Source organism: Halomonas sp. BDJS001 (assembly GCF_026104355.1).
Classification (GTDB): Bacteria; Pseudomonadota; Gammaproteobacteria; order Pseudomonadales; family Halomonadaceae; genus Vreelandella.
This window is the reverse complement of sequence record NZ_CP110535.1, coordinates 595,270-612,368: the sequence shown is the minus strand read 5'-3', so window position 1 is coordinate 612,368 and position 17,099 is coordinate 595,270. Positions and strand designations below refer to the sequence as shown.

The 17,099-nt window shown below is 57.0% G+C and carries 13 protein-coding genes and 2 pseudogenes; 9 read left to right on the top strand and 6 right to left on the bottom strand.

Annotated elements, in window-relative coordinates:
- Positions 1-23: 23 nt before the first annotated feature.
- The 8 genes from OM794_RS02990 (at position 24) to OM794_RS02955 (ending at position 8,852) form a co-directional block, all read left to right on the top strand.
- Complete coding sequence (locus tag OM794_RS02990) at positions 24-941, top strand: ABC transporter permease (RefSeq protein WP_211596241.1); 918 nt, start codon at positions 24-26, stop codon at positions 939-941.
- 11 nt (positions 942-952) lie between these two features.
- Positions 953-1,861 carry an ABC transporter permease gene (locus tag OM794_RS02985; protein WP_226250154.1) on the top strand — a complete coding sequence of 303 codons (909 nt, stop codon included), beginning with the start codon at positions 953-955 and terminating at the stop codon, positions 1,859-1,861.
- Entirely contained in the window at positions 1,854-2,903 is a 1,050-nt protein-coding gene (locus OM794_RS02980) for an ABC transporter ATP-binding protein (RefSeq protein ID WP_226250153.1), read from the top strand. The genes OM794_RS02985 and OM794_RS02980 overlap by 8 nt, the downstream gene beginning before the upstream one ends.
- Complete coding sequence (locus OM794_RS02975; RefSeq protein WP_226250152.1) at positions 2,900-3,904, top strand: ABC transporter ATP-binding protein; 1,005 nt, start codon at positions 2,900-2,902, stop codon at positions 3,902-3,904. The genes OM794_RS02980 and OM794_RS02975 overlap by 4 nt, the downstream gene beginning before the upstream one ends.
- A gap of 38 nt (positions 3,905-3,942) precedes the next feature.
- The gene (locus tag OM794_RS02970; RefSeq protein ID WP_226250151.1) at positions 3,943-5,364 is read left to right on the top strand and encodes a M20 family metallopeptidase; all 1,422 of its coding nucleotides are present in this window, start codon (positions 3,943-3,945) and stop codon (positions 5,362-5,364) included.
- Positions 5,349-6,518 (top strand): M20 family metallopeptidase, encoded by a 1,170-nt coding sequence (locus tag OM794_RS02965; protein WP_226250150.1) that lies wholly within the window; start codon positions 5,349-5,351, stop codon positions 6,516-6,518. Before OM794_RS02970 ends, OM794_RS02965 begins: the two co-directional genes overlap by 16 nt.
- An 84-nt stretch (positions 6,519-6,602) precedes the next feature.
- A complete protein-coding gene (gene sodC / locus OM794_RS02960; RefSeq protein WP_088698388.1) occupies positions 6,603-7,154 on the top strand; it encodes a superoxide dismutase family protein in 552 nt (183 codons plus the stop codon).
- A 228-nt stretch (positions 7,155-7,382) separates the two neighbouring features.
- The gene (locus tag OM794_RS02955; protein WP_226250149.1) at positions 7,383-8,852 is read left to right on the top strand and encodes a carbon starvation protein A; all 1,470 of its coding nucleotides are present in this window, start codon (positions 7,383-7,385) and stop codon (positions 8,850-8,852) included.
- Between the two features lie 309 nt (positions 8,853-9,161).
- Here OM794_RS02955 and OM794_RS02950 read toward each other — a convergent pair whose 3' ends face one another.
- From OM794_RS02950 to lptF, 6 genes and pseudogenes are all read right to left on the bottom strand, one after another.
- A complete protein-coding gene (locus OM794_RS02950) occupies positions 9,162-11,333 on the bottom strand; it encodes an esterase-like activity of phytase family protein (protein WP_226250148.1) in 2,172 nt (723 codons plus the stop codon).
- 290 nt (positions 11,334-11,623) lie between these two features.
- Positions 11,624-12,106 (bottom strand): bacterioferritin, encoded by a 483-nt coding sequence (bfr, locus tag OM794_RS02945; RefSeq protein ID WP_009288515.1) that lies wholly within the window; start codon positions 12,104-12,106, stop codon positions 11,624-11,626.
- Positions 12,107-12,297: 191 nt separating this feature from the next.
- Entirely contained in the window at positions 12,298-12,504 is a 207-nt protein-coding gene (locus OM794_RS02940; protein WP_088698395.1) for a (2Fe-2S)-binding protein, read from the bottom strand.
- 158 nt (positions 12,505-12,662) lie between these two features.
- Positions 12,663-13,138: pseudogene (locus tag OM794_RS02935) on the bottom strand (RDD family protein).
- A gap of 68 nt (positions 13,139-13,206) precedes the next feature.
- Positions 13,207-14,270, bottom strand: a pseudogene (gene lptG, locus OM794_RS02930) (LPS export ABC transporter permease LptG).
- Positions 14,270-15,349, bottom strand: coding sequence for an LPS export ABC transporter permease LptF (lptF, locus tag OM794_RS02925; protein WP_226250146.1), 1,080 nt, complete (start codon positions 15,347-15,349; stop codon positions 14,270-14,272). Before lptF ends, lptG begins: the two are co-directional and overlap by 1 nt.
- Positions 15,350-15,495: 146 nt before the next feature.
- Here lptF and OM794_RS02920 point away from each other — a divergent pair, with 146 nt between their 5' ends.
- Positions 15,496-17,016 (top strand): leucyl aminopeptidase, encoded by a 1,521-nt coding sequence (locus OM794_RS02920; RefSeq protein WP_226250145.1) that lies wholly within the window; start codon positions 15,496-15,498, stop codon positions 17,014-17,016.
- Positions 17,017-17,099: the final 83 nt, after the last annotated feature.

The window sequence follows — 17,099 nt, the reverse complement described above, 5'->3', positions numbered from 1 at the left end:
CCGCAGCGAGGGAGTGATGCTTTATGTGGGCATTTGTTTTCAAGCGCACGCTGATAGCGCTTAGCGTCGCGTTCACCATTTCGGTGCTCTGCTTTAGTCTGCTACAGCTCTCGGGTGACCTGGCACTCTCCATAGGCGGCCCCGAGGCCACCGCCGAGCAGGTAGAACAAATCAGAACGGATTACGGCCTGGATCGCCCGGTGATTCAGCAGTTTACCAGTTGGCTTTGGGGAGCCGTACAGCTCGACTTTGGGCGCTCTTACTATTACCAGAGCGATGTCATGGATCTGGTGGTCGAGCGCTTACCGGTGACCATGACCCTGGGGGTGATGTCCTTGGCGATTGCCCTATTCGTATCTATTCCACTCGGGGTAGTGGCCGCGCTCAAGCGTGGCAGTTGGATAGACCGCATGGCCATGGCGATTGCGGTGACCGGTCAGGCGATGCCGAATTTCTGGTTTGGCTTAACGCTGATCATCCTGTTTGCCGTCAAGCTGCAGTGGTTTCCAGCCGCAGGCAGCGATAGTTGGCAAGGCTTTGTGCTGCCCGCCGTTGCGCTGGGCTACTACGCCACCCCCGCCATGATGCGGCTCACCCGCAGCGGCATGCTGGAAGTGCTTGAGGCGGATTACATCCGCACCGCGCGAGCCAAAGGGCTGCGAACTGGTTCGGTGATCTTCAAACATGCGCTACGCAATGCGGTGATTCCTGTCGTAGCGCTGGCGGCTGTGGAGCTGGGCTTTATGCTCGGCGGCTCGGTGGTTATCGAGACCGTCTTTTCGCTGCGCGGTCTGGGGCAGCTGGCCTGGAACGCCATTTCCCGCAATGACTATCCGGTGGTTCAGGCCATCGTTCTGATCATTGCGCTGTTTTATATCGTGCTGACGCTACTTGCCGACATTCTCAACGCAGTTTTAGACCCACGCCTACGCGCGCGCTAACGGAGAACACCATGGCACACACCCTTTCCTCACCGGTGGCGGCAGAGCAACACTTAGTCGGCAGTTGGCAATCTCGCCTACTGCGCAGCACGCTCAATAACCGCAGCTTAACCATAGGATTATTGATCATCACTTCACTAGGGATTGTGGCGCTTCTGGCCCCTTGGCTAGCCCCCCATGATCCCTATTTACAGAATACCGCTAACCGCATGGTGCCACCTATTTGGCACGAAACCGGAAGCTGGACGCACCCCTTAGGCACCGACCGCCTTGGCCGCGACTATCTGAGCCGGCTGATTTATGGCACCCGCATTTCACTCTTTATCGGCATCGTAGTCGCGCTGATTTCCGGTTTGATTGGTACCACCTTGGGCGTGTTAGCGGGCTACTTTGGCGGGCGCATTGATGCGGTGGTGAGTTATCTGCTCACCACCCGTCTGGCCATGCCGGTGGTGTTAGTGGCGCTTGCCATGGCCTCGCTGATCGGTGGTTCGATGCTCACCGTTACGCTGCTGTTAGGACTACTGCTCTGGGATCGCTTTGCCGTGGTTGCCCGCTCGGCCACCCAGCAACTGCGTGACGCCGAGTATGTCCAAGCCGCCCAGGCATTGGGCTGCCCCCTGCACTACATTCTGCTGCGCGAAGTGCTGCCCAATATCGTCGGTGCCCTCATTGTGGTGGCCACCCTGGAAGTCGCCAACGCCATTTTGCTTGAAGCGACGCTGTCGTTTCTGGGCATGGGCGTGCAGCCGCCATCACCCTCCTGGGGGCTGATGATCGCCGAAGGCAAAGCCTATATGTTCTTTCAGCCCTGGGTGATTACGATCCCCGGCAGTGCCCTGTTTGTGCTGGTGCTGGCGATTAACCTGCTAGGTGATGGGCTGCGCGACCTAAGCGCACCGGGAGGCCGCAATGAGTAATCAATCATCCGTTGAGCGTTCAACAGCGCCAGCCCCACCACTACTGAGCGTAAAACAGCTACGTGTTGATTTACCCGTCGCCAAAGGCACGCTTCACGCCGTGCGGGGCATCGACTTTCACGTTGAGCGCGGTGAAATGCTCTGCCTGGTAGGCGAGTCTGGGTGTGGCAAATCCATGACCTCGCTGGCATTGATGGGCCTGCTACCGCGCAAAGCGCAGATCAACGCCGACTGTCTCAACTTTGACGGCGTTGATCTGCTCACGGTGTCTGAGCACGAGCGCAGCAACCTGCGCGGTGCGCGCATGGCGATGATTTTCCAGGAGCCCATGACCGCCCTCAACCCCGCCTACACCCTGGGTAATCAGCTCTGCGAAGCGTTGCGCCGTCACCAGCGGGTATCGCGTAAAGCCGCCCACGACCGTGCGCTCTATTTACTCAAGCGGGTGGGTATCAGCGCCGCCGAAGAGCGTATGCGCCAATACCCTCACCAACTCTCGGGCGGGCTGCGCCAGCGAGTGATGATTGCCATGGCGCTGATGTGTGAACCCGACCTGATCATCGCCGATGAGCCCACCACAGCGCTGGACGTGACGATTCAGGCGCAAATTCTGCACCTGCTACGCGACTTACAGCAGGAGTTTGGTACCGCGGTTATCTTCATTACCCACGACCTGGGCGTCGTTGCCCGCATTGCCGACCGTGTTGCCGTGATGTATGCCGGTGAGGTGATTGAAACCGCCTCTGCCCAGGCGCTTTTTCACGCTCCCAGCCACCCCTATACCCAAGGATTACTGCGCTGCATACCGACACCTGGCAAAACGCTGCCGGGCAGCCGTTTGCAGGCCATTCCAGGGGTAGTACCCAGCTTGGTAGATAAGGTCGAGGGCTGTGCCTTCTGTAATCGCTGCGACCATGCGGATGAGCGTTGTCACTCCACTCCACCCTTACAAACCGTCGCCGACGGACACCTATCGCGCTGCCACTTTGCCCATCAGCTGGCCAACCCGGCAACGATAAACGCTCAGGAGGTAATACTATGAGCAGTGCCGAAATCCCTCTTGACCCGCTTGCCCTTGAGCTCTGCGCGCTGTCCAAAACATTCAAACTGGGCGGCGGGATGCTGCATAAAAGCCGTACCTTAAAAGCCGTCAATAATGTATCGCTGCGCGTTCCCCGCGGTCAGGTGATGGGGCTGGTGGGCGAATCAGGCTGCGGTAAAAGTACCCTGGCCAAAATGCTGCTGGGGCTGACGCTCCCTAGCGCAGGCGATGTGCTGATCAATGGCAAAGCGATTGTTAACGCTAACCAAAAGGCACTGGCCCGCCATATACAGCCGATTTTCCAGGATCCTTATTCGTCACTTAATCCCCGCCAGCGGATTGCCCAGATCGTTGGCCTGCCGCTGCGTATTCATGCCATTGGCACCCCCAAGGAGCAGGCCGTAAAAGTCGAGGAGATGCTCGATATGGTCGGGCTGCCCAAACGCGCGGCCCAGCAATACCCAGGGCAAATGTCTGGCGGGCAGCGCCAGCGGGTGGCGATTGCCCGAGCGCTGATTATGCGTCCTGACCTGGTGATTTGTGACGAACCCACTTCCGCACTGGATGTGTCGGTTCAGGCCCAGATTCTCAATCTCCTGCTCGACCTTAAGGATGAATTTGGCCTTACCTACCTGTTTATTAGTCACGACCTTGCCGTGGTTGAGCACCTAGCGGATCGGCTGGCGGTGATGTACCTGGGCCAAATTGTCGAAGAGGGTACTCGTGAACAAATCTTCACCGCGCCTCGCCACCCTTACACCCAAGCGCTGTTGGCTTCTGCGCTGACCCCAGAACCTGGATTGGGAGTACCGGATATCGGCCTTGGGGCGGGGCAACCCGACCCTACACAGCCACCTTCGGGCTGTGCCTTTCATCCTCGATGCCCCGTTGCTCAGCCCACATGCTCACAGCAGGCGCCAACGCTGAGCGCTATTGCTCAGACGTCTGATCAGGCGACTCGTCAGGGCAATCAGGCGCGTGTCGCCTGCCACTTTGCCTAACAGCTGTTAATTAACGCCTCACGTTAAAAGGAATAGTTATGTCGCGCCAACACGCCTTAGACAATGCCAAAGCCTATTTTGATAGTGGTGAGTTTTATGCTCAGCTTGCCCCGCGTATTGCCATCCGCAGTGAAAGCCAGGAACCCAATCGGCTGGCGGAGCTTCACGGCTACCTCACTGAACAGATTATTCCGGACATCGAGCAGCTCGGTTTTACATGGGAAATCGTCGATAATCCGGTGGCAGGGTTTGGGCCCTTTCTTATCGCGGAAAGAGTTGAGCCAGAGGCCGCCTTCAGCGTATTAACCTACGGCCATGGCGATGTAATACGTGGCTATGATGACCAGTGGGCCGACGGGCTGTCACCTTGGCAAATCACCCAGCAGGGGGATCGCTGGTATGGCCGTGGCACCGCCGATAACAAAGGCCAGCACACGATTAATTTAGCCGCCCTGGGCTGTGTGATAAAAGCCAACGGCGGGCGTCTGAGCTATAACGTGAAGCTGGTGCTGGAGATGGGCGAAGAGACCGGTTCACCGGGGCTAAAAGAGGTCTGCCACCGCTATCGCGAGCGGCTGGCGGCCGATGTGTTTATCGGTTCGGATGGCCCCCGTTTGAACGCTGACGCCCCCACGCTGTTTTTAGGTTCACGGGGTTCCTTCAATTTTGACCTTAAACTCCAGGCCCGTGAAGGCGCCCACCACTCGGGTAACTGGGGCGGCGTGCTCAAAAACCCTGCCGTGCGGTTAACCAATGCAATTGCCACCTTGGTAGACGCCAATGGGGTGATCCAGATTGAAGGGTTACGCCCAGCGCCTATACCCGACGCCGTGCGCCAAGCGCTTGCCTTACTCGAGGTAGGGGTTGGTGACAATGCACCCGCCATCGACACCGACTGGGGGGAGCCAGGGCTATCCCCCGCTGAGCGCCTGTTTGGCTGGAACACGCTAGAAGTGCTCGCCATGAAGGCAGGCAACCCGGACGCCCCGGCCAATGCGATTCCCCCCCACGCCTACGCCCACTGCCAGCTGCGTTATGTGGTGGGCAGCGACCAGGATAACTTTTTAGCCCATTTGCGCCACCACCTGGATCAACACGGCTATCACGATATTAAAGTGAGCGCAGCGCGCATGTCACAGATGAATGCGACGCGGCTTGATCCTGAAGACCCCTGGGTGAGCTGGGCGTTAACCTCAATGCAGCTATCGACCCATAAAACCCCCACGCTACTGCCTAACTTGGGCGGTTCATTACCCAACGACGTATTTGCCGAGACGCTGGGCTTACCCACACTATGGGTTCCCCACTCCTACCCCTCCTGTTCGCAACACGCCCCCGACGAACACCTGTTGGGAAGCATTGCCTCAGAAGCGCTTATATTAATGGCGGGGCTATTCTGGGATTTGAGTGCCCAAGGTGCAGAGATTCATAAGGAGCGAGCGTCATGCAAGAGCCACTAATACGACAAGCCTGCGATTGGCTAGAGGGGCAGCAGCAGGCAATGGTTGACTGCCTGGAGGCCCTGGTCAATATCGATTCCAACAGCTATGACAAAGCGGGCACGGATGCGGTGGCCGACCTGATTACCCAGTGGCTCGAACAGGATGGCATCACGGTGATACGCCACCAACGCCCCAACTCAGGCGATATTTTAGAGGCCCAACTGGGTGAGGCTGGCCAAGGCCATGCGCTACTTATGGGCCACCGGGATACGGTTTTTCCGACCGGCACCGTGGCAAGCCGAGGCTATACGCAAAAAGAGAACCTTGGCTTTGGCCCTGGCGTGGCCGATATGAAAAGCGGTCTGGTGATGAACTGCTTTGTGCTACGCGCGTTAAGCCGTTTGCCCAACTGCCCGCTACCCGTTCGCGCGCTGTTTACCGCCGACGAGGAGATAGGCTCGCCGGATGGGCGGGCGTTTATTGAAGCTGCCGCTGAGGGGGCTCGCGGCGTCTTGAACGTCGAGCCTGGGCGCATCAGCGGCAATGTGGTGACGGGGCGTAAAGGAGGTGCTGGTTTTTTGATCAACGTCACCGGCAAAGCCGCCCACTCTGGCGTTAGCCATGCCGATGGCGCCAGCGCCATCGAAGCGCTCGCCCAAAAAATCATCAGACTGCACGCCTTGACCGATTACGAGGCAGGCATTACCACCAATGTGGGCACCATCACCGGCGGGGTATCACGCAATACCGTCGCGCCTTCTGCCTCCGCGCAGTTGGATATCCGTTTTGTCACCACAGCGCAACGTGACCAGCTTTATCTAGCCATTGAGGCGATAATCGCCGAACCTGAGATTCCCGGCACGCTAGCCACCATTGAGCAGACGTCGGAGTTCTTCCCGCTTGAAGAGCGTATGAGCAGCGCGCTGTTTGCGCTTTATCAATCGCAAGCTAAAGCGATCGGTTTTGCGGTTGATGGCGAATTTACCGGCGGCTGTTCCGATGCGGGCTGGACGGCCAGCTTAGGCATTCCCACTCTATGTGGCCTCGGCCCGGTCGGTGCGAAAATGCATACTGATGAGGAGTACTGCTTACTCGATACGCTGGTGCCGCGGACGCAAGCACTAACGGCTACTTTACTGAATTTACAACATATCTCAGCAGATTCTCGCTAGGCGGGTGGCGAAGTAACGGCTCGCCAGCTACCTTGAATAAGCAACGCTGCCACAGCGTTTCCATGGATTCGGAAGGAGATCACCATGCGCTATTCAACTATACGTTTCTCAACACCGCTTACCGCTATTGCCGCCTCGCTGCTGCTCGCTACCTCAGCGGCACAAGCGAATGAAACGCTTGATGTCGAGATGCATAAAGTCAGCACCGAGGGTAATGAAGAGTCAATCGGTACCGTATCCCTTGAGCATACGGATCACGGCTTACTGCTGACCCCTTCGCTAACGGATCTTGAACCCGGTGTTTACGGTTTTCACGTTCACCAGAACGCCAGCTGTGATCCTGCCGAGAATGACGACGGCGAAATGACCGCGGCTTTCGCGGCGGGCGGTCACTATGACCCCGAAGAAACCGGCACCCACCAGGGCCCCTATGGCGAAGGCCATCTGGGCGACCTCCCTGTGCTGACCGTTAATGAAGATGGCGAAGCTAACCTACCGGTTTTGGCGCCGCGCCTGAGCATGGAAGATATGCCGGGTCGCAGCATCATGATTCATGAAGGTGGCGACACCTACAAAGATGAGCCCCATCTTGGCGGCGGCGGCACCCGTATGGCCTGTGGCGTCGTGGAATCTTAATACGTGAGACTTTAAAAAAAGCTCATTGGTAAAAGCGGGGTCGTAACATCAGACGCTGCTGATAAGGGAAAACGGGCAGCTATGGCTGTCCGTTTTTTGTTTACGGCCCACTAAAGTCTAACTGTGATTTTATAGCACTTATCTGTAAATTCAGCCCTGCTTAAGAAGTGCCTGCTTGTGTGCTCATTGGCATGCTCGCCCATCCCTTTACTGCTCTAGGTACCTTAGATGATCACCTTTATTGTATCGATCCTGCTGCTCATAGCGGGCTACTTTACCTATGGGAAGTTCGTTGAGCGCGTGTTTGTGACTAACCGTAAACGCCAGACGCCCGCCTTCAGCATGCGCGACAACATCGACTATGTGCCGATGAACACCACGCGCAACTCGCTTATCCAGTTACTGAACATTGCCGGCGTTGGCCCTATTTTTGGCCCGATCCTCGGCGCGCTGTATGGCCCGGTCGCCTTTGTGTGGATTGTGATTGGCTGCATCTTTGCTGGTGCCGTGCATGATTACCTGACTGGTATGATCTCGATCCGTAACCACGGTGCCCATTTACCGCAACTGGCCGGCAAGTTTCTGGGTAAAGCGATGAAGCACGTCGTCAATGGCTTCGCGATTCTGCTGCTTCTGCTGGTCGGTACGGTCTTTGTGACCTCCCCCGCGGCGCTGCTGGCCAATATGACCTCGCTGTCGTTGACGCTGATTATCGTCGCTATCTTTATTTACTACCTGATCGCCACGCTGCTGCCAATTGATAAAGTCATTGGCCGTATCTACCCCTACTTTGGCGCCCTGCTGCTGTTCAGCGCTGCAGGTATCGGTATTGGCCTGGTGGTCACCGGTGCTCCGATCCCCGAGCTCTCGTTCCAGAACATGCACCCCGACGCTGCGCCGATCTTCCCGCTGCTGTTTTTAACCATCTCCTGCGGTGCGCTTTCCGGTTTTCACGCCACCCAAACGCCGATCATCTCGCGCACCACGCAAAACGAAACCAATGGGCGCAAAATCTTCTACGGCATGATGATCACCGAAGGCATTATCGCAATGATCTGGGCGGCCGCCGCCATGAGCCTGTTCTACGGCGACCAGTCACTCTCTGATGTACTGGCAGCAGGTGGCCCTGCCGCGGTGGTCAGCGAAGTGTCTACCACTATGCTGGGCGCGATCGGCGGCACCCTGGCGGTACTCGGCGTTATTGTGCTGCCGATCACCTCGGGCGATACCGCTTTCCGCAGTGCCCGAATGATCATTGCCGACTACCTGAAAGTGGAGCAGAAGCCCATCGTTAAGCGGATTCTGATTGCATTGCCACTTTTTGTAGTCTCCTACGCGCTCACCCATATGGACTTCACGCTGCTGTGGCGCTACTTCTCCTGGGCCAACCAAACCACCGCCGTGATCGCGCTATGGGTAGGTACCATGTACCTGGTGCTATCGCGTAAGCCTCACTGGATCACCTCGATCCCTGCTACCTTCATGACCATGGCAACGTTCACCTACTTAGCCTACGCGCCGATCGGCTTTGGTCTGCCGCTGCAGCTAAGCTATGTGGTGGCGGCACTGGGCACACTGCTCTGCATTGCCCTGTTTATGAAGCGTGTACGCCGCTTGAGCCGGGCGACCTTTGCGGTAGATGAACCCGCCGACAACTTCCGCACAAACGAAACTTTCGCCACCACCGTCGCGAAATAACCCGTCGCTACCCGGCCCCAGGTGCCGCTCGATAGCTAAAAAGCGCTGATTTTTCAGCGCTTTTTTATATCCGTTGATTACCTCTCATGCTGTCCTTTCTACCGCTGCTTGACGCCTGGTGGTGCTGGTGGCAGCGGGTATTGGCGGTGTCGCTTTCCAGTCTTGCAGGCTCTCGCCGACCAGCGCGTTAGGCGCACAGAGCTCCCGCCCAGCTCTGTTTTCTACCTACCATTGTCTACCTACTTTTTTTACCTACCATGCAAAATGGGCAGCCACTGGGCTGCCCATTGCAACTGAACCACTACGCCATTACTCCAGCGGTATTGACCAGAAGTAGGTCTCGCCACTGCTGTCGTCGACACCGTCGTTGTCGCTGACTAGCCAGGCATAGCCCTGCTCATTGATGGCCATGCCTTCGATCTTGTCCACTACAAAACCATTGTAGCTGGCCAGATCGGGAATCAGGTCGCGCACGAGATGTTTCTCAACCACCGGTAGCTCACCGCCTAGTGGCGCTGGTGCCAAGCCTTCCAAAGCGACCCGGGTCACCTGCTTGACCTGGGCATCTGCGCCGATGCGGTTGTCGCGCTCAATCAAATAGAGGTCGCCTTGGTAAGCGGTAATCTCAGACAGGCCGACCCACCCTTCATCGACACGATCCAGCGGGTAGTGAACAGCACCCCACTCGCCACTGTCGAGATCGTAGCGCAGCAGCTTGGCCATGCCTTCGGGGTCATCCTTCCAGGGCCGCTGCACCGCCAGCCAGAGCTGATGATCGATCCGGGTCACGCCCTCCAACCCCCACTTCAGTGCCTGCTGGGCAAGCACCTCGGGGAGCGCAATACCCTGATCAATCTCACCGTCAGCGCCAACATGATAGAGGGTGTTGGCAAGCCCTTTGTCATTGCCTTCGGAAGCGATCCAGAAGCCCCCTTCGCCATCGCTGGTGATGCCTTCCATATCAAGCCCCAGCGCAGGCTCACCATCACGGGTCACCTCCAACGCGGCGGTAATCCGCGCGGGTGACGTGGAAGGATCAATGGTAAAAATGCGCGGCTGAGCGCTGTAGAAGCTGTCGTTGACCGCATAGAGCACGCTATCAGCGGCGACCATGCCAGAGAGTGCGCCCCAGCCGATCAGCTCATCGCTGCCCGCCGAGGTGAGCGTGGGGTAGACCGCGGGCGAGTCCTGATACTGGTAAATCATGACATGGGAGCGCGGGCCGCCCTCTTCGCCCAGGTCAGTCTCGTTGGCGGTCGCCAGCAGGCCGCGACTGGGAATCGCCACCGCGCCTTCCGGGGAAAGACCCGAGGGGAGTAGTTGGCTGAGCTGCGGTTCGGTAGGGTTGCTGACGTCGTAAACACCCACCAGCGACCCCCGCTCGGAGAGCAGGAATACATAGGGCGTGCCGTCAAAAACAGCAAACTCCATGCCTTCCGGCTCGCTGCCCTTGGCATCCGAGCGCTTATCGGGGTAGTGGCCAACCTCAATCACGGCGTGCTCGAAATCCACCCCAGACTCATACACTAAGCGGCCGCTTTTATGAAAGATACTCCAGCCCCGGGAGCCGCCATCCATATCGCCCTCGTTGGCAATGGCAAAGTGATCGCTGTCAATCCACTGCAGCGCATCCGGCTCACGCAGGCGCTGGGACTGCTGCTCATTAAAGAGCAGCGCACCATCATCACTGGCATCAATCCCGTCCAGATCCACCGCCCCGGCGCTGAAGTGGGACACCACTTTGCCAGCATGGTCGATCACCGCCAGGTGGTTATTCTCTTGCAGGGTGACCGCAATCTCACCTAAAGCATTGATATCGACAAACTCCGGCTCGGGATCCTCCGGGGCGATCTCCGCAAGCCCGGTCACGTCGGCGTAGAGCAGGCTGTTACAGTTCACTTCTCCTGCATCATTGATCTCCACCAGAGCAACAGAGCCACCAGGCATCTGCGGCACACGACCGTCGCCGGCGTCTTCATCGCGCTCGTTCTCAATGGCCACGGCGACGAAACGCCCCTCGGGCGCCGCTGAGGCCACCACACTATCGGGCTGACCATTCAAGGGGCAGGAGGCAAGTATTTCACCGCTTTCGATATCGATGGTGAGCAGCTGCCCGGAAGGCTCGCTATAAGAGACCGAGGTATTCACCCCGGCATAGGCGATATTGTCGAGCACCGTCACTGCGGTGGGCTCGCCACCGACATCAATATTGCCCAGCGGCTGCGGATTAGCGGGGTCGCTAATATCAATGCGCCCGATCACGCCCAGCGGGCTGTCCGAGTAAACCAGCGTCATACCATCGCCGGAGGCAGCGATAATTTCCGCCGAGGTTTCGCGACTACGATCTTCGCCCTCAGTCATGTTACTGGGGATAGCGAAGCTGGCAATGCGGTTGAAGTACTTATCCGCCGCGCTGACCGAATGTGAAGCAGCCAGCGTAATAGCGAGCGCCAACAGTGAGGGTGTACGTGTGAATGTCATGATGAAGGTTGATTCCTTGCCTGAGCCGAAGAAACATCTGGTTATGTCATTAAACGTGCAGCATCAACTGGACTATCAAACAGCATGACCGTGTCAGGCTTATGACATTCGAACGCAGGTTTTCACAGGAAATGGTAATAGAGCGGGGGTGCCGAAAGCGCCATGAGGCTTGAGATGTCTTAGGATGAACAAAGCCAGTCAGTGAGTACTGACTGGCTTCTGTGTATCTAATTTGAGTGTCTAGCTAGTGTGGGAGTCTAGCTTTTGTTAAGCGAGCAACAGCGAGTGAATTACTCGTCGCCAGCCATCTGCATTTGACGCTGCATATAGTTCTGGATGCCCACTTTGTCGATCAAACCAAGTTCGGTTTCGATGTGATCGATGTGATCTTCTTCATCAGCAAGGAGGTCACGCAGCATATCGCGGGTGACGTAATCCTTGACGCTTTCGCAGTAGGTGATCGCTTCAATGTAGTCGTTGCGACCGTCGTGCTCGATTTTCAGATCGCTTTCGAGCATCTCTTTGACGTTTTCACCGATGTGCAGCTTGCCCAGATCCTGCAGATTAGGGATACCTTCAAGGAATAGGATGCGCTCAATGATCTTGTCAGCGTGCTGCATCTCTTCGATGGACTCATCGTACTCCCATTTGGCGAGGGCTTTCAGGCCCCAATCTTTGTACATTTTGGCATGCAAAAAGTACTGATTGATAGCAACCAGTTCGTTGCCGAGCGCCTTATTGAGATGCTCAATAACTTTCGTATCACCTTTCATAACGTCACCTTTTCTACTGTAATGCTGATGTTTAATCTAGTTTAGACAATACGATCAAGCAGTTACGTTTGGAGAAGAGTATAGACGCAAATAGCTATACTCCCAGCGTTTCTGAGAGTATAGATAAGATGACTAAAAGTTCAAGCAAATCAGTTATTTGCTAAAGATAACCCTAACAATAGTGATTCGCGTCACACAGCGTAAGCGAGTCCCAGATCGGCCTCTTGGCGTGCTTCCTGAACGGCATCGCGGGTAATTGATTTAGCATAGCACGCGCACTTGCCGCACTGCGTTGCGCAGCCGGTTGCCTCGCGTACTTCTCGCCAGCTGCGCGCTCCGTCGCTAACGTGCTGGCGAATTTGATGGTCGGTTACTCCCTTGCACACGCAAACGTACATGGCGACACCTCATGGAAATCATGAGATGAATGTAAATGATTCGCATACATCTTATCAAGTAGAAATCACTGCTTTTTGCTATCCATTCGTCTTAATAAGCAGGAGTAGCAAAATAACGTACTGGCGTAAAAGCATTTTTCGCCACATGCCGACTGAAATTATTTTTTCGGTAAAACCACCGTTTGCGTGTTGGATGCGATATCCGGCCAGCTACGCCGCTGTTGATCAAACAGCACCCATAAGTAACCCAAACCCAAGGCCAGTAGCGAGAGCCACGCCACCGCGCAGCGAATTAGGCACTGCTTCAGATTCAGCGAACGGCCATCTGCCGTTTGCACCCTCAGCCGCCACGCCTGCATGCCCAAGGTCATCCCCCCGCGCGACCAGGAAAAAACAAAAAACAGCGTGACAAAAAACACCAGCATGAGGCGCAGGCTCCAAATATCACTGGCCGTGGTGCCAATCTCTTCGGGCTGCTGTCCCAGCACATAGCGGAAAAACAGCATATGCACGACGTCACCGCGATCCAAATCGCGGTGACCAAAAAGCCGTCGTACAGCATGGCGCCCAAACGGCGACCAAGGCCCGCTGGCCATACGCTGTCCAACTGAGTAAAGCGTCGTGTCTCCCTCATTCTTTCTCAGCTCCTGGGTGTTTATTAGCGGTTTTTAGGCGCTAAAAAGTAGCGCCACTGTTGCGGCATTAACCGTTGCGACGCAGAAAGTAGATCCCGACACCGGCGCATGCCAGTGTCGGCACCAGAACCGCCCAAACGGGAGAGAAGCCAAAAATCGTCGAGGCGGGCGCCAGCAGATCCTGAACGTACTTAAAGCTCAGCCCGGTGACAACGCCGTAAAACACCCGGGTACCGGCAGCCACGGTGCGCAGTGGGCCAAATACAAAGGAGGCGGCAATCAGCACCAGCGAACCCATGGTGAGCGGCATCAGCATCTTCTGCCAAAAATAGAGCAGTGCCTGGTCATTCTGCAGGTTCTGCTCTTCAAGGAACTGGGCATAGGCCCACAGCTCGCTGGGCGCCTGACTCTCAATATCGCGCAGCAGCCGCTCTAGCTGGGTGGGCGTAAAGGAAGTGTCCCAGCCCATGCTTGCCGTCTGTTCGGACTCGGTGTGGTCGGCAAAAATGCGTGTGGTCGCGACATTTTCCAACCGCCAGGCATCATCTTCCCAACGGGCGCGCTGAGCGTAGGTAGCTTCGACTAGCTGGCGGTCATCAAAACGGTAGCGGGTTAAATCAAGCACCACATCATCGGCACGAATCGCGCCGAAACGGTAGACGCTGTTACCCTCGATCTGCCAGCCGCTGCGGCTGGTCAGCATAGCGCCTTCGCCCTGAAGCTTTTCCAGCCGCCACGCCTCGGCATACTGCTCGGTGCGCGGGCTGACATACTCGGCGACTAACAGCACCACAACGACCACCACCAGCACTGGCTTCATCACGCCCCACACAATGCGTGCCAGGGAGCGCCCCGCGGCGCGCATAACGGTGAGCTCATTGCTAGAGGCCATGCTGCCTAAACCAATGAGTGCGCCAATCAACACCGCCACCGGGGCGTACTGATAGAAACGCCAAGGCGTGCGCATGAGCAGGTAAAGGAGCGCATCAAAGGCGGTATAGCCCGCCTGAACATCGCCTAAATCATCGATATAGGCATGGTAATATCCAGCCCCAGCAGCACACATTGAACGACGACAATGGCCGCCAGCACGTTGCGGGCAATGTAACGATCAAGACGATCAAGCACCATCAGCGCATCCCCTTACGTTGCGAGCGCCACAGCATTAGCAGGCCCAATCCTAAGAACACTCCGTGTACCGGCCACACCCCCAACGTAGTCGACCAGGTATCGCTGCCAATGGCATCGACCACTGCCAGCAGCAGGCTGAGATAGGCGACGTATAAAAATACAGCGGGCAGCAGTTTGCCAAAGCGCCCCTGGCGGGGATTAACCCGGGAAAGCGGTTGCGCCATCAAGGCCAACACAAACACCATTAAGGGTAGACCCGCACGCCACTGCCATTGGGCCTGGGCACGGGGGTTGGGGTTGTTCCACAGTGCAGGCGTGGTGGCATACTCCAAGGAATCGAGTTCCTGTCGATCGCGATTCAACCCCAATCGTAACGTGTAGCGCTCAAAGGTGAGTCGCTCAGCGCTTTTATCGCCCGGGGTCACCCCATAGCGCTCACCGTCATCCAGCACCAGGAAACGGCTACCCGTTTCGAGGCGGGTTTCCTGATAGCCCGATGCCGCCCGGGTAACGTAGTCGTGAGTGCCTTCGTCGCCGGGCTGGTTCTGCTCGTGCACCAGCACATCCTGCATTTCCGTACCGTCGCTAGAGAAGCTGCCGATGTAAGCGGTACGGCCACCGCCAAATTCTTGAAAGCGCCCTGGGGCCAGTACCGAAACGTCCAGGCGGCTACGCTGCTCTTCCAACGCAGTTTCGGTTTGCAGCGCCCCCAAAGGCGTCAACCAAAGGCTGCAGACCCCGACCAGTACCGCCACCACGCTGGCGGGCAGCAAGGTCACTTTCAACAGCCGAGTGGGGCTCATCCCGCAAGCGACCATCACGGTGATTTCGCTGTTCATATAGAGCTGCCCGTAAGCGAGCAGAATGCCTAGAAAAAACGACAGTGGTAGGATCAGTTCCATAAAGCCAGGCAGGTGAAACATCATCAGGCTGCCCAACATGGTGACAGGGATATCGCCTTCGGCTGCGTCCGAAAAATAGCGGATAAAGCGGCTGCCCATGATCACCAACAGCAGAATCCCAGCAACCGCTGACATGGTGAGTAACACTTCGCGAGTTAGATACCGAAATAAAATCAACGCGCTCTCCGGCTAGACGTGCAGGATGCCATGCAATAAGCGTATGGCTTGGGTACACTAATCAAACTATCCACAGTCCCTTTTCAAAATCAAAAGCAACGGGGCATTATCCCGAATCCCTCGATGCTTGTCTTGTTGGAGCCGTCATGGAATTTTCCGTTCAGACCGCAAACCCAGCCAAAGCTGAAACACCTTGTTTGTTGGTGCCGGTTTTTAAAGGGGGTGACTTACTGCCCACTGTCGCCAAACTGGACGACGCCAGCGAGCGTCTGATCGGCCAATTGCTGGAGCGGGGTGACTTTGACGCCGCACTGGGTAATGTACAGATGGTGCCCTTTGCACCGGGCCTGGGCGCCGAGCGCATACTACTGATTGGTTTGGGTGAGCGCGAAAAATGCCAGGAAGCGGCCTTTATCAAGGCGCTGGATGCGGCCATGGCCGCGCTGGTGAAACTGCCTATCGACGAAGCCAGCGTGGTATTTGCCGATGTTCCGTTGACTGACCGCGACCCGGCCTGGAAAGCGCGTAAGGTCATGGAAGCCGTTGAACGGGCGATTTATCGCTTTGATCAGTTCAAATCGTCGCCTGCGCCAGCCCCCAGCCTAGCCAAGCTGACGTTAATCATTAGCGATGCCGATGCTGTTGCGCAGGTGAAGCAGGGGGCGTTAGTGGGCAACGCCATTGGCCAAGGCATCAACTACACCCGAACCCTGGGCAATCTGCCCGCGAACATCTGCACGCCCCGCTATTTAGCCGAGCAGGCGCAGCAGTTGGGGCGCGACTCACAAGGCGCGCTCGAGGTCGACATTCTCGATGAAGATGCGCTGGAAGCCCTGGGCGCAGGCTCGCTACTATCCGTAGGCCGCGGCAGCAACGAGCCGACACGCCTGATCGTAATGAAGTACCAGGGCGCTGAAAATGCCGACGAAGCACCCCATGTCTTGGTCGGCAAAGGCATTACCTTCGATACCGGCGGTATTTCGCTCAAGCCCGGCGAAGGCATGGACGAAATGAAGTTCGACATGTGCGGCGCGGCCAGCGTGTTTGGCACCGTTAAAGCCGTGTTGGCAATCAAACCCAAACTCAATCTGGTGTTTATCGTTGCCGCCGCGGAAAACATGCCCGACGGCCACGCCACCAAGCCCGGCGATATTATCAAGACGCTTAAAGGCCTCACCGTCGAAGTGCTTAATACCGACGCAGAGGGCCGCCTGGTGCTGTGCGATGCGCTGACCTACGCCGAGCGCTTTACCCCCGCAAGCGTGGTCGATATTGCCACCCTCACCGGCGCGGTGATTGTTGGTTTAGGCCACCACGCCACCGGCCTGCTCTCCAACGACGACGATCTCGCGCTGGATCTGCTGGACGCGGGGGAAGCCGCTTGGGATCGCGCTTGGCACCTGCCACTGTGGGACGAGTACCAGGAGCAGTTGGAGTCCAACTTTGCCGATCTGGCCAATATTGGTGGCCGCCCGGCAGGCACCATTACCGCCGCCTGCTTCTTATCACGCTTTGCCGACCACTTCCCCTGGGCACACCTGGATATCGCTGGCACCGCCTGGCACTCCGGCAAGCAGAAAGGCGCTACCGGACGCCCCGTTGGGCTGTTAACCCAGTACCTGCTTGACCGTGAAGCAGACGCCCAGGTAGAAAATAGCGACGTCTAACAACACAATCAGGCAATCAACGGTTGCCTTTATTTGACGCAACCGTTACACCTAAACACATTAGCGTGTGCCTTATTTCAAGG

Bases quoted from the DNA above. Each gene is read 5' to 3' on its own strand.
- OM794_RS02955 (WP_226250149.1), top strand. From the start codon at position 7,383: ATGATCACCTTTATTGTATCGATCCTGCTGCTCATAGCGGGCTACTTT.
- OM794_RS02950 (WP_226250148.1), bottom strand. From the start codon at position 11,333: ATGACATTCACACGTACACCCTCACTGTTGGCGCTCGCTATTACGCTG.
- OM794_RS02965 (WP_226250150.1), top strand. From the start codon at position 5,349: ATGCAAGAGCCACTAATACGACAAGCCTGCGATTGGCTAGAGGGGCAG.
- OM794_RS02985 (WP_226250154.1), top strand. From the start codon at position 953: ATGGCACACACCCTTTCCTCACCGGTGGCGGCAGAGCAACACTTAGTC.
- OM794_RS02940 (WP_088698395.1), bottom strand. From the start codon at position 12,504: ATGTACGTTTGCGTGTGCAAGGGAGTAACCGACCATCAAATTCGCCAG.
- sodC (WP_088698388.1), top strand. From the start codon at position 6,603: ATGCGCTATTCAACTATACGTTTCTCAACACCGCTTACCGCTATTGCC.
- bfr (WP_009288515.1), bottom strand. From the start codon at position 12,106: ATGAAAGGTGATACGAAAGTTATTGAGCATCTCAATAAGGCGCTCGGC.
- OM794_RS02980 (WP_226250153.1), top strand. From the start codon at position 1,854: ATGAGTAATCAATCATCCGTTGAGCGTTCAACAGCGCCAGCCCCACCA.
- OM794_RS02920 (WP_226250145.1), top strand. From the start codon at position 15,496: ATGGAATTTTCCGTTCAGACCGCAAACCCAGCCAAAGCTGAAACACCT.
- OM794_RS02970 (WP_226250151.1), top strand. From the start codon at position 3,943: ATGTCGCGCCAACACGCCTTAGACAATGCCAAAGCCTATTTTGATAGT.
- OM794_RS02975 (WP_226250152.1), top strand. From the start codon at position 2,900: ATGAGCAGTGCCGAAATCCCTCTTGACCCGCTTGCCCTTGAGCTCTGC.
- OM794_RS02990 (WP_211596241.1), top strand. From the start codon at position 24: ATGTGGGCATTTGTTTTCAAGCGCACGCTGATAGCGCTTAGCGTCGCG.